This is a genomic window from Streptomyces sp. TN58 (assembly GCF_001941845.1).
Lineage (GTDB): Bacteria > Actinomycetota > Actinomycetes > Streptomycetales > Streptomycetaceae > Streptomyces.
In genome coordinates, this window is record NZ_CP018870.1 from 5194889 (window position 1) to 5220344 (window position 25456).

At 70.3% G+C, this 25456-nt stretch carries 22 protein-coding genes, 5 tRNA genes and 1 pseudogene; 18 read left to right on the forward strand and 10 right to left on the reverse strand.

Going from position 1 to position 25456, the window contains the following annotated elements:
- Positions 1-62: 62 nt before the first annotated feature.
- Both BSL84_RS23760 and BSL84_RS23765 read left to right on the forward strand, forming a co-directional pair.
- Entirely contained in the window at positions 63-1646 is a 1584-nt protein-coding gene (locus tag BSL84_RS23760; RefSeq protein WP_030037117.1) for an acyl-CoA carboxylase subunit beta, read from the forward strand.
- Positions 1647-1669: 23 nt separating this feature from the next.
- On the forward strand, positions 1670-1870 hold the full coding sequence (locus tag BSL84_RS23765; protein ID WP_045324035.1) for an acyl-CoA carboxylase subunit epsilon: 201 nt from the start codon (positions 1670-1672) through the stop codon (positions 1868-1870).
- Positions 1871-2040: 170 nt separating this feature from the next.
- Here BSL84_RS23765 and BSL84_RS23770 read toward each other — a convergent pair whose 3' ends face one another.
- The 8 genes from BSL84_RS23770 to BSL84_RS23805 form a co-directional block, all read right to left on the reverse strand.
- Positions 2041-2625 (reverse strand): GTP-binding protein, encoded by a 585-nt coding sequence (locus BSL84_RS23770; protein WP_007266770.1) that lies wholly within the window; start codon positions 2623-2625, stop codon positions 2041-2043.
- Entirely contained in the window at positions 2606-3148 is a 543-nt protein-coding gene (locus BSL84_RS23775) for a DUF742 domain-containing protein (protein WP_030037348.1), read from the reverse strand. The genes BSL84_RS23770 and BSL84_RS23775 overlap by 20 nt, the downstream gene beginning before the upstream one ends.
- Before the next feature lie 93 nt (positions 3149-3241).
- Positions 3242-3655, reverse strand: coding sequence for a roadblock/LC7 domain-containing protein (locus BSL84_RS23780; RefSeq protein WP_030037347.1), 414 nt, complete (start codon positions 3653-3655; stop codon positions 3242-3244).
- A gap of 10 nt (positions 3656-3665) precedes the next feature.
- The gene (locus tag BSL84_RS23785; protein WP_030037346.1) at positions 3666-6851 is read right to left on the reverse strand and encodes a nitrate- and nitrite sensing domain-containing protein; all 3186 of its coding nucleotides are present in this window, start codon (positions 6849-6851) and stop codon (positions 3666-3668) included.
- A gap of 295 nt (positions 6852-7146) precedes the next feature.
- Positions 7147-7728 carry a GTP-binding protein gene (locus BSL84_RS23790; protein WP_046776286.1) on the reverse strand — a complete coding sequence of 194 codons (582 nt, stop codon included), beginning with the start codon at positions 7726-7728 and terminating at the stop codon, positions 7147-7149.
- Entirely contained in the window at positions 7709-8101 is a 393-nt protein-coding gene (locus tag BSL84_RS23795; protein ID WP_030037344.1) for a DUF742 domain-containing protein, read from the reverse strand. Before BSL84_RS23795 ends, BSL84_RS23790 begins: the two co-directional genes overlap by 20 nt.
- 154 nt (positions 8102-8255) lie before the next feature.
- Positions 8256-8669, reverse strand: coding sequence for a roadblock/LC7 domain-containing protein (locus BSL84_RS23800; RefSeq protein ID WP_030846990.1), 414 nt, complete (start codon positions 8667-8669; stop codon positions 8256-8258).
- Positions 8670-8678: 9 nt separating this feature from the next.
- Complete coding sequence (locus tag BSL84_RS23805) at positions 8679-12338, reverse strand: nitrate- and nitrite sensing domain-containing protein (protein WP_075971082.1); 3660 nt, start codon at positions 12336-12338, stop codon at positions 8679-8681.
- Positions 12339-12916: 578 nt separating this feature from the next.
- On the opposite strand from BSL84_RS23805, the gene BSL84_RS23810 reads away from it, so the two are divergent.
- The 9 genes from BSL84_RS23810 (at position 12917) to BSL84_RS23850 (ending at position 16922) form a co-directional block, all read left to right on the forward strand.
- The gene (locus tag BSL84_RS23810; RefSeq protein WP_030029864.1) at positions 12917-13105 is read left to right on the forward strand and encodes a hypothetical protein; all 189 of its coding nucleotides are present in this window, start codon (positions 12917-12919) and stop codon (positions 13103-13105) included.
- A 97-nt stretch (positions 13106-13202) separates the two neighbouring features.
- Complete coding sequence (locus BSL84_RS23815; protein ID WP_030029863.1) at positions 13203-14009, forward strand: fumarylacetoacetate hydrolase family protein; 807 nt, start codon at positions 13203-13205, stop codon at positions 14007-14009.
- On the forward strand, positions 14002-15477 hold the full coding sequence (gene gltX, locus BSL84_RS23820; RefSeq protein ID WP_051873262.1) for a glutamate--tRNA ligase: 1476 nt from the start codon (positions 14002-14004) through the stop codon (positions 15475-15477). The genes BSL84_RS23815 and gltX overlap by 8 nt, the downstream gene beginning before the upstream one ends.
- A gap of 142 nt (positions 15478-15619) precedes the next feature.
- A complete protein-coding gene (locus tag BSL84_RS23825) occupies positions 15620-16348 on the forward strand; it encodes an HAD family hydrolase (protein ID WP_030029382.1) in 729 nt (242 codons plus the stop codon).
- 85 nt (positions 16349-16433) lie between these two features.
- Positions 16434-16505 (forward strand) — tRNA-Gln (locus tag BSL84_RS23830).
- Positions 16506-16532: 27 nt separating this feature from the next.
- Positions 16533-16605 (forward strand) — tRNA-Glu (locus BSL84_RS23835).
- Between the two features lie 63 nt (positions 16606-16668).
- Positions 16669-16741: transfer RNA gene (locus BSL84_RS23840), tRNA-Glu, on the forward strand.
- Between the two features lie 21 nt (positions 16742-16762).
- A tRNA-Gln gene (locus BSL84_RS23845) sits at positions 16763-16834 on the forward strand.
- A 15-nt stretch (positions 16835-16849) separates the two neighbouring features.
- Positions 16850-16922, forward strand: a tRNA-Glu gene (locus tag BSL84_RS23850).
- 176 nt (positions 16923-17098) lie between these two features.
- Here BSL84_RS23850 and ndgR read toward each other — a convergent pair.
- Positions 17099-17815 carry an IclR family transcriptional regulator NdgR gene (gene ndgR / locus BSL84_RS23855; protein ID WP_007266782.1) on the reverse strand — a complete coding sequence of 239 codons (717 nt, stop codon included), beginning with the start codon at positions 17813-17815 and terminating at the stop codon, positions 17099-17101.
- A gap of 182 nt (positions 17816-17997) precedes the next feature.
- On the opposite strand from ndgR, the gene leuC reads away from it, so the two are divergent.
- The 4 genes from leuC to BSL84_RS23875 all read left to right on the forward strand — a co-directional run bounded on the left by leuC (position 17998) and on the right by BSL84_RS23875 (position 21206).
- Positions 17998-19422: a 3-isopropylmalate dehydratase large subunit gene (gene leuC, locus BSL84_RS23860; protein WP_075971083.1), complete on the forward strand. Its 1425-nt coding sequence runs from the start codon at positions 17998-18000 to the stop codon at positions 19420-19422.
- 3 nt (positions 19423-19425) lie between these two features.
- Positions 19426-20019: a 3-isopropylmalate dehydratase small subunit gene (leuD, locus tag BSL84_RS23865; protein ID WP_030029385.1), complete on the forward strand. Its 594-nt coding sequence runs from the start codon at positions 19426-19428 to the stop codon at positions 20017-20019.
- 137 nt (positions 20020-20156) lie between these two features.
- A complete protein-coding gene (locus BSL84_RS23870) occupies positions 20157-20384 on the forward strand; it encodes a hypothetical protein (RefSeq protein WP_030029387.1) in 228 nt (75 codons plus the stop codon).
- 144 nt (positions 20385-20528) lie between these two features.
- The gene (locus tag BSL84_RS23875; protein WP_030029388.1) at positions 20529-21206 is read left to right on the forward strand and encodes an HU family DNA-binding protein; all 678 of its coding nucleotides are present in this window, start codon (positions 20529-20531) and stop codon (positions 21204-21206) included.
- A gap of 308 nt (positions 21207-21514) precedes the next feature.
- Here the strand turns inward: BSL84_RS23875 and cofC are convergent.
- A pseudogene (gene cofC, locus BSL84_RS23880) lies at positions 21515-22162 on the reverse strand (2-phospho-L-lactate guanylyltransferase); the annotation flags it as partial.
- A 199-nt stretch (positions 22163-22361) separates the two neighbouring features.
- Between cofC and BSL84_RS23885 the strand changes: the two are divergent.
- From BSL84_RS23885 to BSL84_RS23895, 3 genes are read left to right on the forward strand one after another with little or no spacing between them, the layout of a single operon-like run.
- Positions 22362-23114: a lysophospholipid acyltransferase family protein gene (locus BSL84_RS23885; protein ID WP_030028654.1), complete on the forward strand. Its 753-nt coding sequence runs from the start codon at positions 22362-22364 to the stop codon at positions 23112-23114.
- Entirely contained in the window at positions 23111-24121 is a 1011-nt protein-coding gene (locus tag BSL84_RS23890) for an NAD(P)H-dependent glycerol-3-phosphate dehydrogenase (RefSeq protein WP_030028653.1), read from the forward strand. The genes BSL84_RS23885 and BSL84_RS23890 overlap by 4 nt, the downstream gene beginning before the upstream one ends.
- Positions 24122-24160: 39 nt before the next feature.
- The gene (locus BSL84_RS23895; RefSeq protein ID WP_030028652.1) at positions 24161-25318 is read left to right on the forward strand and encodes a D-alanine--D-alanine ligase family protein; all 1158 of its coding nucleotides are present in this window, start codon (positions 24161-24163) and stop codon (positions 25316-25318) included.
- Positions 25319-25456 lie beyond the last annotated feature (138 nt).

The following is a 25456-nucleotide window of genomic DNA, read 5'->3' on the forward strand; positions in this document are numbered from 1 at the left end:
GACTCCTGAGACTGTGCGGAATGAACGGAGGTTTTTCATCACGATCTTCGTAAGGTCGGTACATGACCGTTGTGGACCAGATCCCGAGCGAGCCGACGGACGCCCGTGGGCGCGTGGCCGAGCTGCACTCCCTGCGCGAGCAGGCGCGGCGTGGACCGAGTGACCGTGCGACCGAGGCCCAGCACGCGAAGGGCAAGCTGACCGCGCGCGAGCGCATCGCACTGCTCCTCGACGAGGGTTCCTTCAAGGAGGTCGAGCAGCTGCGCCGCCACCGCGCGACCGGCTTCGGCCTGGAGAGCAAGAAGCCGTACACCGACGGTGTCATCACCGGCTGGGGCACGGTCGAGGGCCGCACGGTCTTCGTCTACGCGCACGACTTCCGGATCTTCGGCGGCGCCCTGGGCGAGGCCCACGCCACGAAGATCCACAAGATCATGGACATGGCCATCGCGGCAGGTGCCCCGCTGGTCTCCCTCAACGACGGCGCCGGCGCCCGCATCCAGGAGGGCGTCTCCGCCCTCGCCGGTTACGGCGGCATCTTCCAGCGCAACACCAAGGCCTCGGGCGTCATCCCGCAGATCTCCGTGATGCTCGGCCCGTGCGCCGGCGGAGCCGCCTACTCCCCGGCCCTCACGGACTTCGTCTTCATGGTCCGCGACACCTCGCAGATGTTCATCACCGGGCCGGACGTGGTCCGCGCGGTGACGGGCGAGGAGATCACCCAGAACGGCCTCGGCGGCGCCGACGTGCACGCCGAGACCTCCGGCGTCGCGCACTTCGCGTACGACGACGAGGAGACCTGCATCTCCGAGGTGCGGTACCTCATCTCGATGCTGCCCTCCAACAACCGCGAGAACCCGCCCGTCCACGAGACGAGCGACCCGGCGGACCGCCGCAGCGAGGTCCTCCTGGACCTGGTCCCCGCGGACGGCAACCGCCCGTACGACATGCACAAGGTCATCGAGGAGCTCGTCGACGACGGCGACGTCCTGGAGATCCACGAGCGCTGGGCCCGCAACATCATCTGCGCCCTGGCGCGCATGGACGGACAGGTCGTCGGCATCGTCGCCAACCAGCCCGCCCACCTCGCCGGCGTCCTCGACATCGAGGCCTCCGAGAAGGCCGCGCGCTTCGTCCAGATGTGCGACGCCTTCAACATCCCGATCATCACGCTGCTGGACGTCCCCGGCTTCCTGCCGGGCGTCGACCAGGAGCACGGCGGCATCATCCGCCACGGTGCCAAGCTGCTGTACGCGTACTGCAACGCCACCGTCCCGCGGATCTCGCTGATCCTGCGCAAGGCCTACGGCGGCGCGTACATCGTCATGGACTCGCAGTCCATTGGCGCCGACCTCACCTACGCCTGGCCCACCAACGAGATCGCCGTGATGGGCGCCGAGGGCGCTGCCAACGTCATCTTCCGCAAGCAGATCGCGGACGCCGAGGACCCCGAGGCCATGCGCCTGCGCATGGTCAAGGAGTACAAGGCCGAGCTGATGCACCCGTACTACGCGGCCGAGCGCGGCCTCGTCGACGACGTCATCGACCCCGCCGAGACCCGCGAGGTGCTCGTCAGCGCCCTGGCGATGCTCCGCAACAAGCACGCCGATCTGCCGTCCCGCAAGCACGGCAACCCGCCGCAGTAACCGCGAAGGAGATCTGCCACCCCATGACCAACGCCTCTGACACCCTGCTCCGCGTCGAGAAGGGCACCGCAGCACCCGAGGAGCTGGCCGCGATCACCGCGATCCTGCTCGCCCGCGCCGCCGCCACCCCCGAGCAGCCGGCGGCCCGCCTGCCGCGCCAGGCCGGCTGGCGCCGCCTGGAGCGCACCCCGGGCTTCCGCGCCCCGCACAGCTGGCAGGGCTGAGCCCCGAGCTCACGTACGACCCGAAGGCCCCGCACCCGACCAGGGTGCGGGGCCTCGCGCGTACCGTCCCACGTACCGGCGCCGGCGGCGTCCGGCACCGCCCCGCACAAGGCGAAGGCCCCCGCGTCCTGGACACAGGGGCCTGTCTGTTGCGGCTGCGGCGCCGGTTCCTACCGCAGGCGCGCCATGAGGGCGTGCTCGACGAGCGTGATGAGCGCGCTCTTGGCGTCCGCGCGGTGGCGGGCGTCCGTGGTGATGATGGGAGCGTCCGGGCCGATCTGCAGGGCCTCGCGGACCTCCTCCGGCGTGTACGGCTGGTGCCCGTCGAAGCCGTTGAGGGCGATGACGAACGGCAGGCCGCTGTTCTCGAAGTAGTCGACGGCGGGGAAGCAGTCGGCGAGGCGGCGGGTGTCGACGAGCACGACGGCACCGATGGCGCCGCGGACGAGGTCGTCCCACATGAACCAGAAGCGGTCCTGGCCCGGCGTACCGAACAGGTACAGGATCAGGTCCTGGTCGAGGGTGATGCGGCCGAAGTCCATGGCGACCGTGGTGGTCGTCTTGTCACCGGTGTGGGTGAGGTCGTCGATGCCCGCGCTCGCGGACGTCATGACGGCTTCGGTGCGCAGCGGGTTGATCTCGGACACGGCTCCGACGAACGTGGTCTTGCCCACGCCGAAGCCGCCCGCCACCACGATCTTCGCGGAGGTGGTGGAGCGGGGAGCCGCTCCGCCGTTAGAGCTTGCGAAGTCCACTGAGCACCCTTTCGAGCAGTGTCACGTCTGGCTGGCCACCGGCAGACTCGTCGCCGCCGGGCTGGTGAATGGCGACAAGGCCCGCCTCCGCCAGGTCGGCGACGAGAATGCGGGCGACACCAAGAGGAATGGAGAGAAGTGCCGAGATCTCCGCGACGGATTTGATCTCCTGGCACAGGCGGCAGATGCGCTGGTGCTCGGGCAACTGCCCTTGCAGACGCGCGGGATCCGCCGTGGTACTGACCAGCGCCTCGATGGCGAGCTGGTAGCGCGGCCGAGTACGGCCGCCGGTCATCGCGTACGGGCGCACCAGCGGGTTGTGGGCCTTCGGGGCCGGCTGCCGCGCGGCGCGCGGAGGCGGCTGCGCGGGCATCTGGGGCTGCTGGGGCTGTCCGTACTGCTGGTAGTGGTTCTGCTCCGGCACAGGCCGGCTCGGCGCGGAGGGGAAGTTGAAGCGGTTCTGGTCGTGCCCACCCTGCGGCTGCTGCGCGCCGCCATAAGGATGTCCTCCGGGTGTTGTCACGTCTCCTCCTCCGACTCCAAGAACGCAGTACTCCCTGTGGAACCGCGCCACCGCACCCTACGGTGCGATGGCGCGAAACGCACTGCCTGTTTGCTAGTTGAGAAGGCTTCCCTGCAGTTCGGCGCGCAGGTCCGGGGTCAGGACACTGCCCGCACGATCCACCAGAAGAGCCATCTCGTAGCCCACGAGGCCGATGTCGCACTCCGGGTGCGCCAGCACCGCGAGGGACGAACCGTCCGAGACGGACATCAGGAACAGGAATCCCCGGTCCATCTCGACCACGGTCTGGTTGACGGCGCCGCCCTCGAAGATGCGGGAGGCACCGGCGGTCAGCGAGGTCAGACCGGAGGCCACGGCCGCCAGCTGATCGGCGCGGTCGCGCGGAAATCCGTCGGACATCGCCAGAAGAAGGCCGTCGGCGGAGACCACCACCGTGTGCGACACCCCGGGGGTGTTGTCCACGAAGTTGGTGATCAACCAGTTCAGGTTCTGTGCCGCCTGGCTCATCGGGCTCACACTAACGCTCCTGGTCATAGCTGTTACTTGACTGCTCAGTACCCGCGCTGCGTCCCTGCTGGACACCGCGCCGCAGGTTGCTCAACCTGCCGCGGACGTCCTCCGGAGCGCGGGAGACCTGGGGGCCGCCCTGCGGGGTCGTCTCCGCTGCGCCCTCGACCAGGTTGGCCTTGGGCACGCGCCGAGGGAGACCGGACGGGGTGACCCCGCCCGCCTTCGGCTCACGGAGTTTGGCGGCCTGCTGCCAGCGCTCGTCGTTGCCCGAGCGCCACGCCGTGCCACCGTCCTGGTCCTGCTCCGGCGCCGCGGCCTGCCGCTGACGCTGCGGCCGCTGCTCGAAGAGGGACCCGGGGGACTCCGCTTCCTGCTGTGCCGGCTGCCACTGCTGCTGGCTGCCGCGTCGCGGCAGGCCCGCTCCGGTCATTTCGTGACCGGTGTCGGCAGCGGCGCCCGGACGGTCGAAGCCTACGCGCTCCGCGGCCGGTTCGGGGACGGCCTGGGATTCCGATTCAGTCCCGTAATCCTGCTGGTAGGCAGCCGGATACGTGTTCTGCTCGGGCCACTCGGCCTGCCCCGACCGGGCTTCGTACCCGCTGTCGTAGCCCTGAGTGCTCGACTGCTGGTCCGGGTAGCCGTCTTCCGTATAGGCGTAGTCCTGCTGCGGGTACGCCTCGTACCCCTGCTCCGAGGGCTGTCCGTCGTACGCGGGTTCGTAACCCTGCTCGGACTGCTGCTCGTAGCCCTGGTACTGCTGGTAGCCGTGCTCAGGCTGAGGTTCCGGATAGTCCTGGCCGCCCTGGTCGGCGTAGCCCTGCTGCTCCTGCGGGAAGCCGACCTGGGCCTCCAGCGCCGCGCGGCGCTCGCCGCGGCCGAGGGAACGGCCGACCGGGTCCAGGCCGGGCCCGTCGCCGCCCTGCTCGTAGCGCGAGTCGTCGAAGCCGAGCTCCGCCGCCGTGCGCATCGGGGCGACCTGCTGGGCCTTCTGCTCCGGAATGATCTGGGAGACCGTGAAGTCGTCGTCCGGGATGCCCTCGCCACCGCCACCGTGCGTGATCGCGTCGGGCAGCATGATCAGCGACGTGGTACCGGCCGCCTCGCCCGACGGGCGGAGCTGGACGCGGATGTTGTGGCGGTCCGCAAGCCGGCCGACCACGAAGAGGCCCATGCGCTGCGAGATCGCGGCGTCCACGGTCGGCGGGTTGGCGAGCTTGTGGTTGATGTCCGCGAAGTCCTCGGCCGTCAGGCCGATGCCCTTGTCGTGGATCTCGACCATCACGCGGCCGTCGGGCAGACGCGTGGCGTTGACACGGACCTTGGTCTGCGGGGAGGAGAACGTGGTGGCGTTCTCCAGCAGCTCGGCGAGCAGGTGCACGAGGTCGGTCACGGCCTGGCCGTGGATCTCGGCCTCGGAGACGCCGGAGAGCTCGATGCGCTCGTACTGCTCCACCTCGGAGGAGGCGGCGCGGAGCACGTCCACGAGGGGCACGGGCTGGTCCCAGCGGCGGCCCGGCTCCTCACCCGCGAGGATGAGGAGGTTCTCGCCGTTGCGGCGCATACGGGTGGCCAGGTGGTCCAGGCGGAAGAGGTTCTCCAGCTGGTCCGGGTCGGCCTCGTTGTTCTCCAGGTCGGTGATGAGGGTCAGCTGGCCCTCGATCAGCGACTGGTTGCGCATGGAGAGGTTCGTGAAGATCGCGTTGACGTTCCCTCGCAGGAGCGCCTGCTCGGCGGCGAGCCGGACCGCTTCCCGGTGGACCTGGTCGAACGCGCGGGCGACCTCGCCGATCTCGTCCTGGGAGTCGATCGGGATCGGCTGGACACGGGTGTCGACCTTGCCCGGGTCCGTGCGCGAGAGCTGGTCGACGAGCGACGGCAGGCGCTGCTCGGCGATGTCGAAGGCGCCGGTCCGCAGGCGGCTCATCGCACGGCCCATCTGGCGGGCCATCATGCCGGCCAGGATGAAGGCGGCGAGCAGGGCCACGACCACGATGGCGCCGTTGGTGATGGCGTCGGTGCGGGCGTCGTCGGAGACCGCGACGGCGTCGTTGACGGCCTTCTCCAGGAGTTCCTTCTCGATCTCGTGGTAGCCGTCGAACTTCGAGGTGGCGGCGAACTGCCAGGCCGCCGGCGTCGTGCCGCCGTCGATGACCTTCTTCTTGGGATCGCCGCTGGCGATCGCCTCGGTCATACCGGTCAGGATCGACTTGTTGATCGGCGAGACCGGCGGGGACTTGAAGGGGGTGCCGGCCTGTTCGGCGGCGCCCTTGGCCTCGGCGAGCTTGGCGGCGCCCTCTTCGGCCTTCTTGCCCATGACCGTCTTCAGACGGGTCACGTCCTCCTCGGTGCCCGCCGCGACGTACTCGCCGATGGCGATTTCCTCCAGGTAGGCATAGGAGGAGAAGGCGACGAGCTGGGCCTTGCGGGTGTTCTCGTCGGCGCTCGGGCGCACCAGGAGGTGCGTGCCGACGGAGCGCTGGAGCGAGTTCGCCGCCTTGGCGAGCTGGATCGCGTAGACCATGCGGCCGTACGAGGTCACGTTGCCGGTGCCGAGACCGAGCTCGTTGGCGAACTGCATGAGGTAGTGCTGGACCGTTACGTAGCCCTCTTCGGTCGGGATGGGACCGAAGGAGGTCGGCGGGTTCTTCTTGGGGCTCTCGATCCCGGCCTGGTAAGCGGTCTGGCGGACGTCCGTCAGCTTGGGCTCCTCCGTGCGGAAGAGCTCCAGACGCCGTTCCATGCCCTGGTTCTCGGGCAGGTCCTGGACGACCTTGTCGAAGTTCTCCTTCGCCGCGGTGGTCGCGGCGTAGGCCGCGAGGACCTTCGCGTCCTTGGTCTGGCCGTTCAGGAGGGGCTCGGCCGTGAGGTCACGCTCGTTGAGCAGTGCCTGGCTGTATTCCGAGGCCGCCTGGACGACCCGGGCTATCTGCTCGGCGTCCTTGGCCTCGTTCCACGTGTCGACGGAGCCCTTGACCTGGAACCCGCCCATGACCAGGCCCACGAGGGCCGGCACGAGCAGGATGGCGTTCAGGCGGGTCGGCACGCGCCAGTTGCGCGGGGAGAACCGGCTGGTGCTCCCGCTCTTCACAGGCGGTTCCACGGGCACGTCGGCGGGCGACGTGGCCGCTCGCGGCGGCGGGGTGAAGTTGCCGCGCGCGGGTTCATCCGCGGGGCTTGCGTTGCTTCGCCTCACTCGACCAACAACCTCTCGGCGGTGCTACTAGCTAGTTCGTTGAATTCCAGCACGGTTGACGGCCCTGTTCCAAACAGTTGAAATCCGCCTGTCCTGGAGACTTATGCCTCACATAAATCGGACATAAAGAGCGTCCCCCTGCAAAAACCGGGGTGGTTGTGAGCACAGCGGTACCGACTGAACGCATCCCGTTGCCAACCGGCTTCAATTCTCTGTCGAAACGTTATGAACGACAGGGGCGGGCCGTGTCATACGACACAGCCCGCCCCTCCCGTGCGGCAGTTGAGCCACCGCGCTACTTGAGCCGCGCCATGAGGGCGTGCTCCACGAGCGTGATGAGCGCGCTCTTGGCGTCCGCGCGGTGGCGGGCGTCCGTGGTGATGATGGGAGCGCCCGGGCCGATCTGCAGGGCCTCGCGGACCTCCTCCGGCGTGTACGGCTGGTGCCCCTCGAAGCCGTTGAGCGCCACGACGAACGGCAGGCCGCTGTTCTCGAAGTAGTCGACGGCGGGGAAGCAGTCGGCGAGGCGGCGGGTGTCGACGAGCACGATCGCACCGATGGCGCCGCGGACGAGGTCGTCCCACATGAACCAGAAGCGGTCCTGGCCCGGCGTACCGAACAGGTACAGGATCAGGTCCTGGTCGAGGGTGATGCGGCCGAAGTCCATGGCGACCGTGGTGGTCGTCTTGTCACCGGTGTGGGTGAGGTCGTCGATGCCCGCGCTCGCGGACGTCATGACGGCTTCGGTGCGCAGCGGGTTGATCTCGGACACGGCTCCGACGAACGTGGTCTTGCCCACGCCGAAGCCGCCCGCCACCACGATCTTCGCGGAGGTGGTGGAGCGGGGAGCCGCTCCGCTAGATGTTCCGAAGGCCACTGAGCACCCTTTCGAGCAGCGTTACGTCCGGCGTGCCGCCGGCCTCTCCATTGCCCGGCTGGTGGATGGCCACCATGCCTGCCTCCGCCAGGTCGGCGACGAGGATGCGTGCCACGCCGAGCGGCATGGAGAGCAGCGCGGAGACCTCGGCGACCGACTTGACCTCGCGGCACAGGGTGCAGATGCGCTGGTGCTCCGGGAGCAGGCCGGACAGGTGCATCGGATCGGCGGTGGTGCTGACCAGGGCCTCTATGGCGAGCTGGTAGCGGGGCCGGGTCCGGCCGCCGGTCATCGCGTAAGGACGCACCAGCGGCTGATCGCCTTCCGAGTACGAGTCTCCGTACGCATCGGGATAGGCGGGGGGCGGGGTCATTGATCCTCCGGGCTGGACAGCAGTGGTCAGCGTGCCGTCTGACGGGGCGGCCGGTGGGGGGAACGGTATGACGGCCTGGCGGTGGTACTGGATTCCGGGGCGCGGGGGCCCCGGTCTCCCGGCCGGCAGTACCGTCCGGCCGGGAGCTGGGAAGTCAGCCGAGCAGGCTTCCCTGCAGTTCGGCGCGCAGGTCCGGGGTCAGGACACTGCCCGCGCGATCCACCAGAAGAGCCATCTCGTAGCCCACGAGGCCGATGTCGCACTCCGGGTGCGCCAGTACGGCCAGCGAGGATCCGTCCGAGACGGACATGAGGAAGAGGAACCCCCGGTCCATCTCGACCACGGTCTGGTTGACGGCGCCGCCCTCGAAGATGCGGGAGGCACCGGCGGTCAGCGAGGTCAGACCGGAGGCCACGGCCGCCAGCTGATCGGCGCGGTCGCGGGGGAACCCGTCGGACATCGCCAGAAGGAGGCCGTCGGCGGAGACCACCACCGTGTGCGACACCCCGGGGGTGTTGTCCACGAAGTTGGTGATCAACCAGTTCAGGTTCTGTGCCGCCTGGCTCATCGAACTCAACTATCGCTCCTGCTGGTAAGTGGGGTCGATGTGGTAACTGCCGGTCGTCTGGCTGTTGTTGCCAGCCTGACGGCCCTGCTGGATACCGCGTCGGAGGTTGGTCAGACGGCCGCGGACGTCGTCCGGCGCCCGCGAGACCTGCGGCCCCGTCTGCGCGTCGGCCTGCTGCTGCGCGGTGCCGGCCACGAGGTTCGCCCGCGGGACCCGGCGGGGCAGCCCCGACGTCGTGATGCCGCCGGCGGCGGGCTGGCGCACGCGTTCGGCCTGCCGCATCAGCTCGTCGTTCGGCGAGGACTTCCAGCTGACGGTCGGCATCGCGCCGGTCGTCGCCGCGGCGGGCTCGGCCGCCTGCTCCTGGCCGCGCTGCGGCAGCGGCTGCTGCTGCGGGGCGGACTGCTGCGGCTGCCGGGGTACGGCCGGGGTCTGCGCGGGGGGCTGCTGCCCCTCCTCGCGGAACCAGTTCGACTCCAGGGTGTCGAAGATCGGGCTGCGGGCGTCGCCCGAGCTCGGGGCCGGCGGCAGCGCCTCGGGCCGGTGGGCCTGCGGCAGCCGCGGGGCCTCGGGCCGTGCGGGCGGTACGGGTGCGTACTCGCCGCCCTGCTGCGGGGCCTGCGGCTGCATGTGCTGCGGCTGGGGCTGCTGCGGGGCCTGCGGCTGGCGGGCGAACCCGCCGACACCGGGGCCGCCGGGCCGCTGGGGCTGGTAGCCGGGGCGCTCGAACTGGCCGGTGGCGGACGGGTCGATGGGGCCCCGTACGTCCGGACGCTCGAACTGGCCGGTGGTGCTGCCCATGCCGTCGCCCTGGGGCATCGGCGCGTTGAAGTCGGGGCGCGCGAACTCGGCGGTCGAGCCGGGGCCCGAGAGCTCGTCGTGGCCGCGAGCCTGGTCCGAGCCCCAGCTGGGGGTCTGCGGGCCGGGCAGCTCGGGGCGGGCGCCGGCGCCGTCGCGCGGCGACGGCTGCGGCCGGGGACCGCCCTGGGCCGGGCCGGCGGGGCCGGGCTGCTGCTGGTGCTGAGCCTGCTGCGGCTGGGGCTGCTGCGGACGCTCGAAGCCGTTGCCCTGCGGGAACCCGGGCTGGCCGGACGCGGGACGGGACTGCTGGCCACCGCCGAAGCCGACGCTGGGGACCGGACCGCGGGTCGGCAGCGGGCCGCCGGCGCCGAAAGCGCCCTGACCCTGGCCCGCGGTGGTCGGACCGCCCTGCTGCGGACGGGCGCCGGGAGCCCCGGGGCCGGCCTGGGGCCGTCCGCCCTGCGGACGCTGCTGACCGGGCGCTCCGTCGCGTCCCGGCAGGGCGGCACGCTGGCCGCCTCCGGCGACCTGGCCGCGCTGCGGGCCCGCGCCCACGGAGGGACGTCCGCCCGGACCGGGCACCGAGGCCTGGGCACCGGGAGCGCCCTGGGCACCGCCCTGGCCACCCTGGCCGCCCTGGCCCGGTGTCGGACCCGGCTTCTTGCCGCCCTGGGCGACGTCCACCGGCAGCATGACGAGGGCCGTCGTACCACCCGAGTCGGAGGGGCGCAGCTGGATGCGGATGCCGTGTCGCAGGGACAGGCGGCCGACCACGAAGAGACCCATGCGGCGGGAGACGGAGACGTCCACGGTGGGCGGCGACGCGAGCCGCTCGTTGATCGCGGCGAGGTCCTCCGGGGAGAGGCCGATGCCGGTGTCGTGGATCTCGACGAGCACGCGGCCGTCGGGCAGCGCGTGACCGGTGACCTTGACCTTGGTCTGCGGGGAGGAGAACGAGGTGGCGTTCTCCAGCAGCTCGGCGAGGACGTGCACGAGGTCGTTGACGACGCGGCCGGCGACGTCGGTGCCGGGCACCGAGGCCAGCTCGACGCGCTCGTACTGCTCCACCTCGGACGCGGCGGCGCGGAGTACGTCGACCAGCGGGACGGGGCGGGTCCACCGGCGGCCCGGCTCCTCGCCCGCGAGGACGAGGAGGTTTTCGCCGTTGCGGCGCATGCGGGTCGCGAGGTGGTCGAGCTTGAAGAGGGAGGACAGCTGGTCCGGGTCGGCCTCGCGCGACTCCAGCTCGGAGATGAGCGAGAGCTGGCGCTGGATGAGGCCCTGCGAGCGGCGCGAGAGGTTGGTGAACATCGCGTTGACGTTGCCTCGCAGGAGGGCCTGCTCGGCGGCGAGGCGGACCGCCTCGCGGTGCACGTCGTCGAACGCCGCGGCCACCTGGCCGATCTCGTCGCGGGTGTGCACACCGACCGACTCCACGGACGTGTCGACGTCCTGCGGGTCGGACTCGGACAGCTGCTTGACGAGCTCGGGCAGGCGGTCCTGGGCGACGCGCGTCGCGGTGTCCTGCAGACGGCGCAGCGAGCGGATCATGGAGCGGGCCATGACGAAGGCGCCGACGAGGGAGACACCGAGGACGAGGAGGATCAGCGCACCGTTGATGATGGCGTCCTGCTGGGCCGCGCTCTTCAGCTCGCGGGCCTTCTGCTCCATCTCTTCGAGCAGGGTCAGCTCGATGACCTTCATGGCCTGGATCTTGGTGCCGTCCGCGTCGTACCAGTCCAGCCAGGACCGGTTCTTCTCGCGGAGGAAGGCGTCCTGGCTGGTCAGCACGCGGCGGGCGTAGTGGTCGGCGCTGGAGATCTCGGAGTTGCTGTCGCCCAGACCGGCGAGGAGTTCCTCGGTGCGGCCCTGGTAGACGAGCTCGAAGGTGGTCTTCGCCTGCTGCTCGCCCTTCTGCGCGGAGAGGGCGTAGAGCCGGTCGTTCTCCTTGAGCTGGCCCTGCTTCTCGTTGGTGTCGGGAAGCGAGGCGGCGATGATCGCGCGCTGGATGGAGGCGTACTCCTTGGCGGCGGAGAACGCGGCCAGGGCACGGGTACGCTTGATCATCTCCGGGTTGGACGTGGCCTGCGCCATGTCCTGGGAGAGCGAGAGCAGCGAGACGATCATCGCGTTGTACTCGCTGACCGTCTGCTGGGCGCCGGTGGAGTACGCCTTGCTGCGGATCGTGTCGAGGTTCGCGATCTGACGGCCGATCTGCAGCACGTTGTTGCGGATCGACTTGAGGGTGTCGTCCTTCTTGCCCGTGCTGTCGACCCGGTCGGTCGCGGCGGTGAAGGCCTTCTTGGCGACGTCGGTCTGCGCGCGGACGCTGTCGACCTGGCTGTTGCTCTTGCCCCCGGAGATCGTGAGCGGACCCGCGGAGAGGTCGCGCTCCTCCTGGAGCATGGCGGCCAGGTTGGTGGCCTGTCGCGTCATCGTCGTCAGCAGCTGCATGTGTTCAAGCTGCGCGATGTCGTTGAGCGAGTCGTTGATGCGGAAGCCACCGAGCGTGGTGGCGGCGACGACCGGCAGGGTCAGCAGCGACACCAGTCGCGTGCTGATGCGCCAGTTCTGCATGGCGAGGCGGGATCCGGGCCCACTGGGGGCCTTCGGTATCGCCGAGTCCTGCTCGGCGGGCCCGGCCTTGTCCTTGGACATGGCCTTCAGGCTCTTCGAGCGGCTCTTCGCCTTCACCGCGGCGGAGGCATCGGGGCCCGCGCCTTCGACAGCCGGCCCGCGGTTCTGGGCGTGCTGGGGCGAGGCGCCACGGTCGGTCCCGCCGCGCGGTTCCTGCTCCGCCGCAGCTTCCCCACGGCCCTGGCGGGCCTGGGGAGACCCCTTGCCATCCCTCTTGAATCGTCCCTGCACTAGCGTCGCAACCTCTGGACCAGGCGTCCCGCCGGGCGACCGGCGGAACGGTGTCGAGTCGTGGGGCGCTTTCGGCCCCATGGTGGTCGTCGGTGACCGGCGCGTCTCCCTTTCTTCCCGCCGCACGGCGCTGAGTCGCGCCACCTGCGCGCCGGACTGAGTCCCGCGGCGGTCCCGCGAATTCCAGCACAGTGGCGGATCTCCAACAAGGTGCGCGCGCCGTCCCGGAGAGTCGGTAACCGCTTGTCGCCGTCCAACTACGCGGTGTGTGACCGCATTCGGTTGAAATCGGACTTACGCCATCCAAACAACACGGCTGGCAAGGTGTCCCAGTCGCCATGATCAGGAGCGGAATGCCGCATTCAGTGGCGGAATGTCCGTTTCGGTAGGTCTGATCGACTGCCTGATTTGCGTGAAATGTCTGGTCACGGGTGAGCAAACTCACATACCCATGGCCATTACTTCCCGGTTCAGCGGGGGATTCGGATGTTTAGCCTTGCCCCTTGAAGGGTTGGGCGCCAGGGCTGGTGCGGGCGCCGGCCGACATCCGCAGACCGAACCGAGGGCCCCGAACTCCGATGAAGACGACGACGATGTTCCGCAACATAGCCAACCCCCGCCGCACCACCCTCGCGCACCTCAAGGACGCGGAGGAACTGCAGGCGGCCCCGGCCACCCCGGAGCACGCCGTCGAGCTGCCGACGCAGACCGCCAACCCCCGGCGCACGGTCCTGATGGACGCGCCGGTCGCCGCCGCCGCGCAGTAAGCCGCCCCGCACGGAACGTGAAGCGCCGCTGCCCGCCGCGTTAGCCTGGAGACCGCAGACTCCAGCCAGCGGAAATACAGAGGGGCAGACGCAACACGTGCGCATCGCCAGGTTCTCGATCGACGGCAATGTCGCGTTCGGCGCGGTCGAGGGCGACGCCGCCCCCGGCAACGAAGCGTCGCTCGTGCTCGACATCATCAAGGGCATCCCGTTCGCGGACTTCGAGCTCTCGGGTACGAAGGTCCCGCTCAGCAAGGTCCGGCTCCTGCCGCCCGTGCTCCCGAACAAGGTCGTGGCCATCGGCCGCAACTACGCGGAGCACGCGGCGGAGCTCGGCAACACCGTCTTCGACGACCAAGGCCGTCCGGAAGCCCCCATCACCTTCTTCAAGCCGTCCACCTCCGTGGTCGGCCCGGGCGACCCGATCACCTACCCCTCCTTCTCCCAGGACCTCCACCACGAGGCGGAACTCGCCGTGGTCATCGGCCGCATGTGCCGCGAGGTCCCCCGGGAGCGCGTCAAGGACGTCATCCTCGGCTACACCTGCGCCAACGACGTCACCGCGCGCGACGTCCAGCAGCGGGAGAAGCAGTGGGCCCGCGCCAAGGGCTTCGACAGCTCCTGCCCCCTCGGCCCCTGGATCGAGACCGACCTGGACCCGGGCGACCTGACCATCCAGTGCACGGTCAACGGCGTGCAGCGCCAGCTCGGCCGCACCAGTGACATGGTCCGCTCCATCGAGGACCTGGTCGTCCACATCACCGAGGCCATGACGCTGCTCCCCGGCGACGTCATCCTCACGGGGACCCCGGCCGGAGTCGGCCCCCTCAACGTCGGCGACGAGGTCGCCGTCACCATCGAAGGCATCGGCACTCTCACCAACAAGGTGATCAAGCGTGGTTAACGGACCTGTCCGCGTACGTTTCTGTCCCTCCCCGACCGGCAACCCCCACGTGGGCCTGGTCCGCACCGCCCTCTTCAACTGGGCGTTCGCGCGCCACCACGGCGGCACGTTCGTCTTCCGCATCGAGGACACCGACGCCGCCCGCGACTCCGAGGAGTCCTACGAGCAGCTGCTCGACTCGCTGCGCTGGCTCGGCTTCACCTGGGACGAGGGCCCCGAGGTCGGCGGTCCGCACGCCCCGTACCGCCAGTCCGAGCGCATGGACATCTACAAGGACGTCGCGCGGCGGCTGCTCGACGGCGGCTACGCCTACCACTGCTACTGCACCACCGAGGAGCTCGACGCGCGCCGTGCAGCCGCCCGCGCGGCCGGCAGGCCCTCCGGCTACGACGGCCACTGCCGCGAGCTCTCCACCGTGCAGATCGAGGCCTACCAGGGCGAGCACCGGCCCGCGATCGTCCGCTTCCGGATGCCCGACGAGCCCATCACCTTCACCGACCTGGTCCGCGGCGAGCTGACCTTCACCCCGGAGAACGTGCCGGACTTCGGCATCGTCCGGGCCAACGGCGCCCCGCTCTACACCCTGGTCAACCCGGTCGACGACGCGCTGATGGAGATCACCCACGTCCTGCGCGGCGAGGACCTGCTCTCCTCGACCCCCCGCCAGATCGCCCTCTACAAGGCGCTCGTCGAGCTGGGCGTCGCCAAGGGCACCCCCGCCTTCGGCCACCTGCCGTACGTGATGGGCGAGGGCAACAAGAAGCTCTCCAAGCGCGACCCCGAGGCCTCGCTCAACCTGTACCGCGAGCGCGGCTTCCTGCCCGAGGGCCTGCTGAACTACCTCTCGCTCCTCGGCTGGTCCTTCTCCAAGGACCAGGACGTCTTCTCGATCGAGGAGATGGTCCAGAAGTTCGACATCGACGGCGTGAACGCCAACCCGGCGCGCTTCGACCTGAAGAAAGCCGAGTCGATCAACGGCGACCACATCCGCCTGCTCGACCCCAAGGTCTTCGCGGACCGCTGCGCCCCGTGGCTCCAGGCCCCGCACGCCAACTGGGAGCCCGAGGACTTCGACCCCGAGGCCTGGGAGCGCATCGCGCCGTACGCCCAGACCCGCGTCGGCGTCCTGTCGGAGATCACCGCCAACGTCGACTTCCTGTTCCGCAAGGAGCCCGTCGAGGACCAGGCCTCCTGGGACAAGGCGATGAAGGGCGAGCCCGCGGCCCTGCTGACCACCGCCCGCGAGAAGCTCGCCGGTGCCGACTGGAGCGACCCCGAGTCCCTCAAGCAGGCCGTCCTGACCGCCGGCGAGGCCCACGGCCTCAAGCTCGGCAAGGCCCAGGCCCCGGTCCGCGTCGCCGTCACCGGCCGTACCGTCGGCCTGCCGCTCTTCGAGTCCCTGGAGATCCTGGGCAAGGAGCGCTCGCTGGCCCGCATCGACGCCGCCCTGGCCAAGCTGGCCGGCTGACCCGCGGCACCACCCGTACGTCCCGCAGGGGGCGGCGCCCGACCCGGGCCGCCGCCCCCTGCGGCGTTGCCGGCGGGGCCGGCCGGTACGGACTTCCCCGACGTGCCCACCCGGCGGCTGCCCGCGGCGTAGGCTCGGGCGTATGCCGATCCGCGCCGTGCTGTGGGACATCGACGACACCCTCTTCGACTACACGGGAGCCGACGCGGCGGGACTCGCGGCGCAACTGGAGGCCGTCCGGCTCGCGGAGCGGTACGGGACCCCCGTACAGGCCCTCGCGCGCTGGCGGGAGATCACCGACCGCCACTGGGCGCGCTTCGCCGCGGGTGTGGGCACCTTCCAGGGGCAGCGCCAGGATCGCGTACGGGAGTTCCTCGACGAGCCCCGCATGACCGCGGCCGAGGCCGACGCCTGGTTCGACAGCTACGTCGAGCACTACAAGGCCGCCTGGACCGTCTTCCCCGACGTGGTGCCGGCGCTCGACGCCCTCGCGGCCGACTACCGCCACGGGGTGCTCTCCAACTCCTCCACCGCCAACCAGGACCCCAAGCTGCGCCACCTCGGGCTGCGCGAGCGCTTCGAGGTGCTGGTCTGCGCCGTGGAGCTCGGCGTCAGCAAGCCCGAGGCGAAGGCGTTCCTCGCCGCGTGCGACGCGCTCGGACTGCCGCCAGGGGAGGTGGCGTACGTGGGGGACCAGCCCGAGATCGACGCCCGCGGCGCCCGCGACGCGGGGCTGCTGGCCGTCTGGATCGACCGGGACGGCCTCCGGGGGCCCGGCCCCGAGGGGGCGCACCGGATCGAAGGCCTTGACCGGCTGCCGGAGCTCCTGGCACTGGATACCCGTTTTGGAGCACGGTCAGGCATCCGGTAATGTTCTTTCTGCGCCGCCGGAGCGGGCCGAAAGGCCGGACGGAGGCGCCACTCGAAAGAAAGTCCCCCAGGGTCTTGACTTTCGGTGGGGTATAGTGTAATTGGCAACACGAGGGTTTCTGGTTCCCTTATTCTAGGTTCGAGTCCTGGTACCCCAGCGCAGTGCAGTAGTAACGCAGTGCTTTGCCCCCGTTGTGTAGCGGCCTAGCACGCCGCCCTCTCAAGGCGGTAGCGCCGGTTCGAATCCGGTCGGGGGTACAGATCCTTCCCGCAAGATCTCCATTGGGTAGCTCCCGGACGTCTTGATGCAGGATCGCTAGGGCCCCCGTTGTGTAGCGGCCTAGCACGCCGCCCTCTCAAGGCGGTAGCGCCGGTTCGAATCCGGTCGGGGGTACTGGTCTGGTATAGACCACATTGGGCTATGGTGTAATTGGCAACACGAAGGTTTCTGGTTCCTTTGTTCTAGGTTCGAGTCCTGGTAGCCCAGCGCAGTACAGAGCAAGCCCCCGTTGTGTAGCGGCCTAGCACGCCGCCCTCTCAAGGCGGTAGCGCCGGTTCGAATCCGGTCGGGGGTACGCATGGAGGAGGCCCCCCGCGTTCGTCGCGGGGGGCCTCTTCGCCGTGCGCCGACGGCCGCGCCGGCCCGGCCACAGCACTGGCGGCGTAAGTACGGGCCCGGCGGCGCGTGTTCGGACGTGTGCGGCGTCGAACGCGCCCCCGGGCCCGGGGGTGGGCGGATGGAGGTGGGGCGTCAGCCGGAACGGCGCAGCGCCTCCGTGAGCCGGGCGGCCGCGTCGATGACGGCCTGGGCGTGCATCCGGCCCGGGTGGCGGGTCAGCCGCTCGATCGGACCGGAGACCGAAACGGAGGCCACCACGCGGTTCGACGGTCCGCGTACCGGCGCCGAGACGGACGCCACGCCGGGCTCCCGCTCGCCGATCGACTGCGCCCAGCCGCGGCGCCGTACACCCGAGAGCGCCGTCGCCGTGAAGCGCGCGCCCTGGAGGCCGCGGTGGAGCCGCTCGGGCTCCTCCCAGGCCATGAGGATCTGCGCGGCCGAACCGGCCTTCATCGGCAGGGTCGAGCCCACCGGGACGGTGTCCCGCAGGCCCGACAGCCGCTCCGCGGCCGCCACGCAGATGCGCATGTCTCCCTGACGGCGGTAGAGCTGCGCGCTCTCGCCCGTCACGTCACGGAGGTGGGTGAGTACCGGTCCCGCCGTGGCCAGCAGGCGGTCCTCGCCGGCCGCGGCGGCGAGCTCCGCCAGCCGCGGACCGAGGATGAACCGGCCCTGCATGTCCCTCGCCACCATCCGGTGGTGTTCCAGTGCCACGGCAAGGCGATGTGCCGTGGGTCGTGCGAGCCCTGTCGCCGCGACCAGCCCGGCGAGGGTGGCCGGACCGGACTCCAGTGCGCTCAATACCAGAGCTGCCTTGTCGAGAACGCCGACGCCGCTAGAGTTGTCCATGAAACGATATTCGCGTCTCACACTGTGAAACGCAAGTTCAATTTTTCCAAGAACCAGCGAGTCTGTATGTGCGGGTCCACGAACCACTGGGTCCGAGCCGTCGTCCGGGACGTGGGGTACGGGCGACAGGCGCACGAATCTCTATGAAGCGCCGGCACAACCCGCCGGCCGGAGGGAAAGCGATGGGTAGGACACTCGCGGAGAAGGTCTGGGACGACCATGTCGTCCGGCGCGCCGAAGGCGAGCCCGACCTCCTCTTCATCGATCTGCACCTGCTGCACGAGGTGACCAGCCCGCAGGCCTTCGAAGGACTGCGCCAGGCCGGCCGCAAGGTCCGACGCCTCGACCTCACCATCGCGACCGAGGACCACAACACCCCCACCCTCGACATCGACAAGCCGATCGCCGACCCGGTCTCCCGTGCCCAGCTGGAGACGCTGCGGGCGAACTGCGCCGAGTTCGGCGTCCGCCTGCACTCGCTGGGCGACGTCGAGCAGGGCGTCGTCCACGTCGTGGGACCGCAGCTGGGCCTGACCCAGCCCGGCACCACCGTGGTCTGCGGCGACTCCCACACCTCCACCCACGGCGCCTTCGGCGCGCTGGCCTTCGGCATCGGCACGAGCCAGGTCGAGCACGTGCTGGCCACCCAGACGCTGCCGCTGGCCCGCCCGAAGACGATGGCGATCACCGTCACCGGGGAGCTGGCCGAGGGTGTCACCGCCAAGGACCTGATCCTGGCGATCATCGCCAAGATCGGCACAGGCGGCGGGCAGGGCTACATCCTGGAGTACCGCGGCGAGGCCGTCGAGCGGCTCTCCATGGAAGCCCGCATGACCATCTGCAACATGTCGATCGAGGCCGGCGCCCGGGCGGGCATGATCGCCCCCGACCAGACCACCTTCGACTACCTCAAGGGCCGCGACCACGCGCCCGTGGGCGAGGACTGGGACGCGGCCGTCGCGTACTGGAAGACCCTGCGCACCGACGAGGACGCGGTCTTCGACGCCGAGGTCGTCATCGACGGCTCCGCCCTGTCGCCGTTCGTCACCTGGGGCACCAACCCGGGCCAGGGCGCGCCGCTGTCCGCGGAGGTCCCCGACCCGGCTTCGTACGAGGACGCTTCGGAGCGCCTGGCGGCCGAAAAGGCCCTGGAGTACATGGGGTTGACCGCCGGGCAGCCGCTGCGCGACATCACGGTCGACACCGTCTTCGTAGGCTCCTGCACCAACGGCCGCATCGAGGACCTGCGCGCCGTCGCCGGGATCATCGAGGGCCGCAAAGTCGCCGACGGCGTACGGATGCTGGTCGTCCCGGGCTCCGTCCGCGTCGCCCTCCAGGCCGTGGAGGAGGGCCTGGACAAGGTCTTCAAGGAGGCCGGCGCCGAATGGCGGCACGCGGGCTGTTCGATGTGCCTGGGCATGAACCCCGACCAACTGGCGCCCGGTGAACGCTCCGCGTCCACCTCCAACCGCAACTTCGAGGGCCGGCAGGGCAAGGGCGGGCGCACCCACCTGGTCTCCCCGCAGGTGGCCGCCGCCACCGCGGTGCTGGGCCATCTGGCCTCGCCCGCCGACCTGTCCGCCGCCGACGCGACCGCCGGAGTCTGAACCATGGAAGCCTTCACCGTCCACACCGGCCGCGCCGTCCCGCTGCGCCGCAGCAACGTCGACACCGACCAGATCATCCCGGCCCACTGGCTCAAGAAGATCACCCGTGACGGGTTCGAGGACGGGCTCTTCGAGGCCTGGCGCAAGGACCCGGAGTTCGTCACCAACCGCCCCGAGCGCGCCGGCGCGACGGTGCTCGTCGCGGGACCCGACTTCGGCACCGGCTCCTCGCGCGAGCACGCCGTATGGGCCCTGCAGAACTTCGGCTTCAAGGCGGTCGTCTCCTCCCGCTTCGCCGACATCTTCCGCGGGAACTCGCTGAAGAACGGCCTGCTGACCGTGGTGCTCCCGCAGGAGACCGTCGAGCGGCTGTGGAAGCTCACCGAGGCCGACCCCACCGCCGAGATCACCGTCGACCTGGTCGACCGCCAGGTGCGCGCGGAAGGCGTCGTGGCCGAGTTCGAACTCGACGACAACGCCCGCTGGCGCCTGCTGGAAGGCCTGGACGACATCTCGCTCACCCTTCAGAACGAAGCGGACATCGCCACGTACGAAAGCGCCCGCCCGGCCTTCAAGCCGCGCACGATTCAGGCCTGATTCCTGCCTGATCAGCGCTTATTCACCCTCGGGTGATCACGTCGACAACACTGTGCCCCCCGCCGGAAGGCGGGGGGCACAGCCGTTTGTTGAGGCCCCGTGAGGCGACAACTCGCCCCAGATGGCACAATCTGTGCATGGAACGCGACAGTCAACTCGACCTCTACGAACTCGTCGCGGACCGGCTGAAAGAAGCACACACACGGGTGCGCTCACTGCAAGTCCCGGAGGGCGTAAGGATGGCGCTGTCCCGGAAGCTGTTGGTCGTCACGGCCGCGTCGAAGCATGATCTCGCCGATGCGGCAAGGCGCCTGGACAGGTTGATGAAGGACCTCGACGAGGGTCGATTCCCTGAAGGCGACTGATGCGAAGGAACTCCGTAACCGCCTCCGGCGTTGCGGCACTAGGGTGATTAGCCCGTTTCGTGTTTGATTTGCGGTATATATCCGCCTAACGTGCGAAATAAGCTTGAACACATTCGTTCTGGCGATGTCTCCGAAGGGGAAGACGTGAACAAGGCGCAGCTCGTAGAAGCGATTGCCGACAAGCTGGGCGGCCGCCAGCAGGCCGCGGACGCTGTCGACGCGGTACTGGACGCGATCGTCCGCGCTACCGTCGCGGGCGACCGGGTCTCGGTCACGGGCTTCGGCTCGTTCGAGAAGGTCGACCGCCCGGCCCGCTACGCCCGTAACCCGCAGACGGGTGAGCGCGTCCGGGTCAAGAAGACCTCCGTGCCCCGTTTCCGCGCCGGCCAGGGCTTCAAGGACCTGGTCAGCGGCACCAAGAAGCTCCCCAAGGGCGGCGAGGTGTCGGTGAAGAAGGCGCCGAAGGGCAGCCTCAGCGGCGGTGCCTCCGCGACGGTCAAGAAGGCCGCCGCGAAGAAGGCGACCACCGCCAAGAAGGCCGCGGCGAAGACCGCGGTCGCCAAGAAGACCACGGCGAAGAAGACCACCGCGACCGCCAAGAAGACGGCCGTGAAGAGCACGGCCACGGCGAAGAAGGCGACGTCCACCGCCAAGAAGGCCACCACCGCCAAGAAGGCCGCGCCCGCCGCGAAGAAGACCACCGCCGCCGCGAAGAAGACCGCCCCGGCGGCCAAGAAGGCCACCGCGGCGACGAAGGCCCCGGCCAAGAAGACGACGACCCGCAAGGCCACCGCGAAGAAGACCACCGCCCGCAAGAAGTAGGGGCACGAGTCACACACGCCGGGCCGGCTTCCCCCTTGGGGGAGGCCGGCCCGCGGTGCGTTCCGGGGCCGCCGGCCGCCTCGCGGGCGCCGCGGCCGCCCGGTTCAGAAGGTCTGCAGCGTGACCAGGGTGATCCGCAGGTCCGCGCCCTTGCCGGCGGTCTCGATCCGGACCCGCTGTCCGGGGCGCAGCAGCCGCAGGCCGCCCGCGTCGAACGCCGGGGCCTCGAAGGGCACCGGGGTGCCGTCGTCCAGCAGCACGCTGCCGCTGCGGGTCTGGGAGTCGTACGTGTACGCGGTCGCCTGCATACCCGCACTGTATCGGGCCGTGTGACGCCCCACACCGAGCGCGAGCGCCGTCCGCAGGTCGGCCGCGGTGTCCACGTCCCGGCGCACGCTGTCCACGTCCGCCAGTGCGATTTCCACCGCCCCCGACGCGGAATGCCTGGCCCGCGACGGCCCTCCGAAGGACGGGGCCAATTCCACGTGAGGCGCGGCGGAAAGCAAGGTCGTCCCGATTCCGGCCGCATCCGCCAGAAATGCCCGCGGAAATGCCGAGGCGTTTTCGAGCACGCGTAGCAATTCGTGGGGCCGCAGCGCCGGCAGGTCGGCGTTCATCGCCGCGACCGCCGCGGCGGGCCGCCCCTCGCGCGCCGCCCGCGCGCCGTGCGCCAGCGCCGCGTTGAGCCCGGCCGCCGGGGCGTCGGGCACGATCCGCGCACCCAGCCCGGCCAGTTCCGCACCGGCCCCCGCGTCGTCCGTGACGACCACCACATCCGCGACCGCGGCGCAGGCCAGCGCCCCCGCGACGGTGTCCTGGGCGAAGGCCAGGGCGAGCCCCGGACGGGAGGCCCCCACGGCCGGCGCGAGACGGCTCTTGGCCACCGACAGGGGCTTCAGCGGGACCACCAGGCTCCAGACGGCGTTCGTGACGGACCCCTCTCCTCCGGTTCCCACCGGCCCCTCCCCGGGCCAGGGCCGGGTCACGGCCCGGTCATGTGTGGCCCCATTGTCGCCCCCGCCCGGGCAGCCCGGGAGTCCGGCGGCCTGAGCGGGGCGTACGGTGTTCTCGACAGAGACCGGGCCCGGGGTGACACTTGTCCGGCCGACGACGAGGTGCCCCAGCCGCGCACCGGTCCTAGAGGAAGGTGTCCGAGTGTCCCGCCGCAGAATCGGCTTCTGGTACCGCCTGGCGGCGGTCATCGCAAAACCGCCGCTGGTAGTGCTGTTCAAGCGGGACTGGCGGGGAATGGAGCACATTCCGGCCGAGGGCGGATTCATCACCGCCGTCAATCACAACTCGTATCTGGACCCGCTCTCGTACGCGCACTTCCAGTACAACACCGGCCGCGTGCCCCGATTGCTCGCCAAGGCCGCCCTCTTCAAGGTCCCGTTCGTCGGCGCGATCCTCCGCGGCAGCGGGCAGATCCCCGTCTACCGGGAGAGCACCAACGCCCTGGACGCATTCCGGGCCGCCGTCGACGCCATCGAGCGCGGCGAATGCGTCGCCTTTTACCCGGAGGGCACCCTGACCCGGGATCCCGACATGTGGCCGATGGCCGGCAAGACCGGCGTCGCCCGCGTCGCGCTGATCACCAGGGCGCCCGTCATCCCGGTGGCCCAGTGGGGCGCCAACCTCGCGATGCCGCCGTACGCCAGGGAGAACAAGGTCCGGCTCTTCCCGCGCAAGACCCTCCAGGTGCTCGCCGGACCGCCCGTGGACCTCTCGGCCTACTACGACCGGGAACCCACCCCGGACGTCCTCAAGGAGGCCACCGAGGCGATCATGGCGGCCGTCACCGGCCTCCTGGAGGAGGTGCGGGGGGAGACCGCGCCCGAGCAGCCGTACGACCATCGCAACGCCAGGGCGGAACAGCGGCGCAAGGCCGCAGGGGAGGGCAAGAAGTGACACGTCCCGTGAAGGCGACCGTCTTCGGAACAGGCTCCTGGGGCACGGCCTTCGCCATCGTGCTCGCCGACGCCGGCTGCGAGGTGACCCTCTGGGGCCGCCGCAGCGAGGTCGTCGACGCCATCAACACGGGCCGGACCAACCCGGACTACTTCCCCGACGTCGAACTCCCCGCCACCATCCGCGCCACCGCCGACCCGGCCGAGGCCGCGGCGGGCGCCGACTTCACCGTCCTGGCCGTCCCCTCCCAGACCCTGCGCGACAACCTCGCCGCCTGGACCCCGCTGCTGGCCCCCGACACGGTGCTCGTCTCCCTCATGAAGGGCATCGAACTAGGCACCGCCAAGCGGATGAGCGAGGTCATCGAGGAGGTGGCCAAGGTCCCCGCCGAGCGCATCGCCGTCGTCACCGGCCCCAACCTGGCCGCCGAGATCGCCGCCCGCCAGCCCGCGGCCTCCGTCGTCGCCTGCGTGGACGAGGCCGTCGCCCAGCGCCTCCAGGCCGCCTGCCACACCGCGTACTTCCGCCCGTACACCAGCACCGACGTCATCGGGTGCGAGCTCGGCGGCGCCGTCAAGAACGTCATCGGCCTCGCCGTCGGCATCGCCGACGGCATGGGCCTCGGCGACAACACCAAGGGCTCGCTCATCACCCGCGGACTCGCCGAAGCGACCCGCCTGGGCGTGGCCATGGGCGCCGACCCCCTGACCTTCTCCGGCCTCGCGGGCCTCGGCGACCTCGTCGCCACCTGCTCCTCGCCGCTCTCCCGGAACCACACCTTCGGCACCAACCTCGGCCGCGGGATGACGCTGGAGGAGACCATCGCGGTCACCAGGCAGACCGCCGAGGGGGTCAAGTCCTGCCAGTCGGTGGCCGATCTCGCGGGCCGGCACGGGGTCGACATGCCGATCACCGAGACCGTCGTGGACATCGTCCACCACGGCAAGCCGACCCTCGTGGCCCTGAAGGAACTGATGGGCCGAAGCGCCAAACCGGAACGTCGCTGACTCCTTTCCGGACGCATGAGCGGGTACTCTCATGCCGATATGAGCAGCGAGAACCTCCCCCAGACCCCTGAGCAGCAGGGCCGCAAGCCCCGCGTGGCCGTCGTGTTCGGCGGCCGCAGCTCGGAACACGCCATCTCGGTCGTCACGGCGGGCGCCGTACTGCGCTCCATCGACCGGTCCAAGTACGAGGTGCTGCCCATCGGCATCACCACGGACGGCCGGTGGGCGCTGACCGCCGACGAGCCCGCGCGGATGGCCATCGCGGACCGCAGGCTCCCGAGCGTCGAGGAGCTCGCCGAGTCCGAGGACGGCGCCGTGGTGCTCTCGGTCGACCCGGCCAGCCGCCAGGTCGTCTACACCGAGCCGGGCGCCGTCCCGAAGGCCCTGGGCGAGGTCGACGTCGTCTTCCCCGTGCTGCACGGCCCCTACGGCGAGGACGGCACCCTCCAGGGCCTCCTGGAGCTCTCCGGCATCCCGTACGTCGGCTCGGGCGTCCTCGCCTCGGCCGTCGGGCAGGACAAGGACTACATGAAGCGGGTGTTCACGTCCTTCGGGCTGAGTGTCGGCCCGTACGTGACCATCCGCCCCCGCGAGTGGGAGGCCGACCGGGACGCCGCCACCGCCAGGATCCTGGACTTCGCCGCCGAGCACGGCTGGCCGCTCTTCGTGAAGCCCGCCCGGGCCGGCTCCTCGATCGGCATCACCAAGGTCGACGACGCCTCCGGCCTGGAGGCCGCCGTCAAGGAGGCCCGGCGCCACGACCCGAAGATCATCGTGGAGGCGCTGCTGCGCGGCCGCGAGATCGAGTGCGGCGTCCTGGAGTTCGAGGACGGGCCGCGGGCCAGCGTCCCCGCCGAGATCCCGCCGGTGTCCAGCCACGACTTCTACGACTTCGAGGCGAAGTACATCGACTCCGCCTCCGGGATCGTGCCGGCCCCCCTCACCCCGGAGCAGACCGCCGAGGTGCAGCGGCTCGCGGTCGAGGCCTTCGAGGCCGCGTCCTGCGAGGGCCTCGTGCGCGCCGACTTCTTCCTCACCGAGGACGGCGAGTTCGTCATCAACGAGATCAACACCATGCCCGGTTTCACGCCGATCTCGATGTACCCGCTCATGTGGGAGAAGACCGGCATCGCCTACCCGGAGCTGGTGGACCGGCTGATCCAGGCCGCCCTGCGCCGCTCCACCGGCCTGCGCTAGGCCGTGTCCGACACATCCCGCCTGGCGCGCGACGCCCGGCACGCACACTCGCTGCGTTGTCGGAGTCATCCGAGTACGTCCGGTACGAGGATGATCCTCCGCCTTGCGATTGCACGCACCGGACGCCGCGCGCCCCGC

Bases quoted from the DNA above. Each gene is read 5' to 3' on its own strand.
- BSL84_RS23760 (WP_030037117.1), top strand. From the start codon at position 63: ATGACCGTTGTGGACCAGATCCCGAGCGAGCCGACGGACGCCCGTGGG.
- BSL84_RS23765 (WP_045324035.1), top strand. From the start codon at position 1,670: ATGACCAACGCCTCTGACACCCTGCTCCGCGTCGAGAAGGGCACCGCA.
- BSL84_RS23780 (WP_030037347.1), bottom strand. From the start codon at position 3,655: ATGAGCCAGGCGGCACAGAACCTGAACTGGTTGATCACCAACTTCGTG.
- BSL84_RS23795 (WP_030037344.1), bottom strand. From the start codon at position 8,101: ATGACCCCGCCCCCCGCCTATCCCGATGCGTACGGAGACTCGTACTCG.
- BSL84_RS23800 (WP_030846990.1), bottom strand. From the start codon at position 8,669: ATGAGCCAGGCGGCACAGAACCTGAACTGGTTGATCACCAACTTCGTG.
- BSL84_RS23810 (WP_030029864.1), top strand. From the start codon at position 12,917: ATGAAGACGACGACGATGTTCCGCAACATAGCCAACCCCCGCCGCACC.
- BSL84_RS23825 (WP_030029382.1), top strand. From the start codon at position 15,620: ATGCCGATCCGCGCCGTGCTGTGGGACATCGACGACACCCTCTTCGAC.
- ndgR (WP_007266782.1), bottom strand. From the start codon at position 17,815: ATGGACAACTCTAGCGGCGTCGGCGTTCTCGACAAGGCAGCTCTGGTA.
- leuC (WP_075971083.1), top strand. From the start codon at position 17,998: ATGGGTAGGACACTCGCGGAGAAGGTCTGGGACGACCATGTCGTCCGG.
- leuD (WP_030029385.1), top strand. From the start codon at position 19,426: ATGGAAGCCTTCACCGTCCACACCGGCCGCGCCGTCCCGCTGCGCCGC.
- BSL84_RS23870 (WP_030029387.1), top strand. From the start codon at position 20,157: ATGGAACGCGACAGTCAACTCGACCTCTACGAACTCGTCGCGGACCGG.
- BSL84_RS23895 (WP_030028652.1), top strand. From the start codon at position 24,161: ATGAGCAGCGAGAACCTCCCCCAGACCCCTGAGCAGCAGGGCCGCAAG.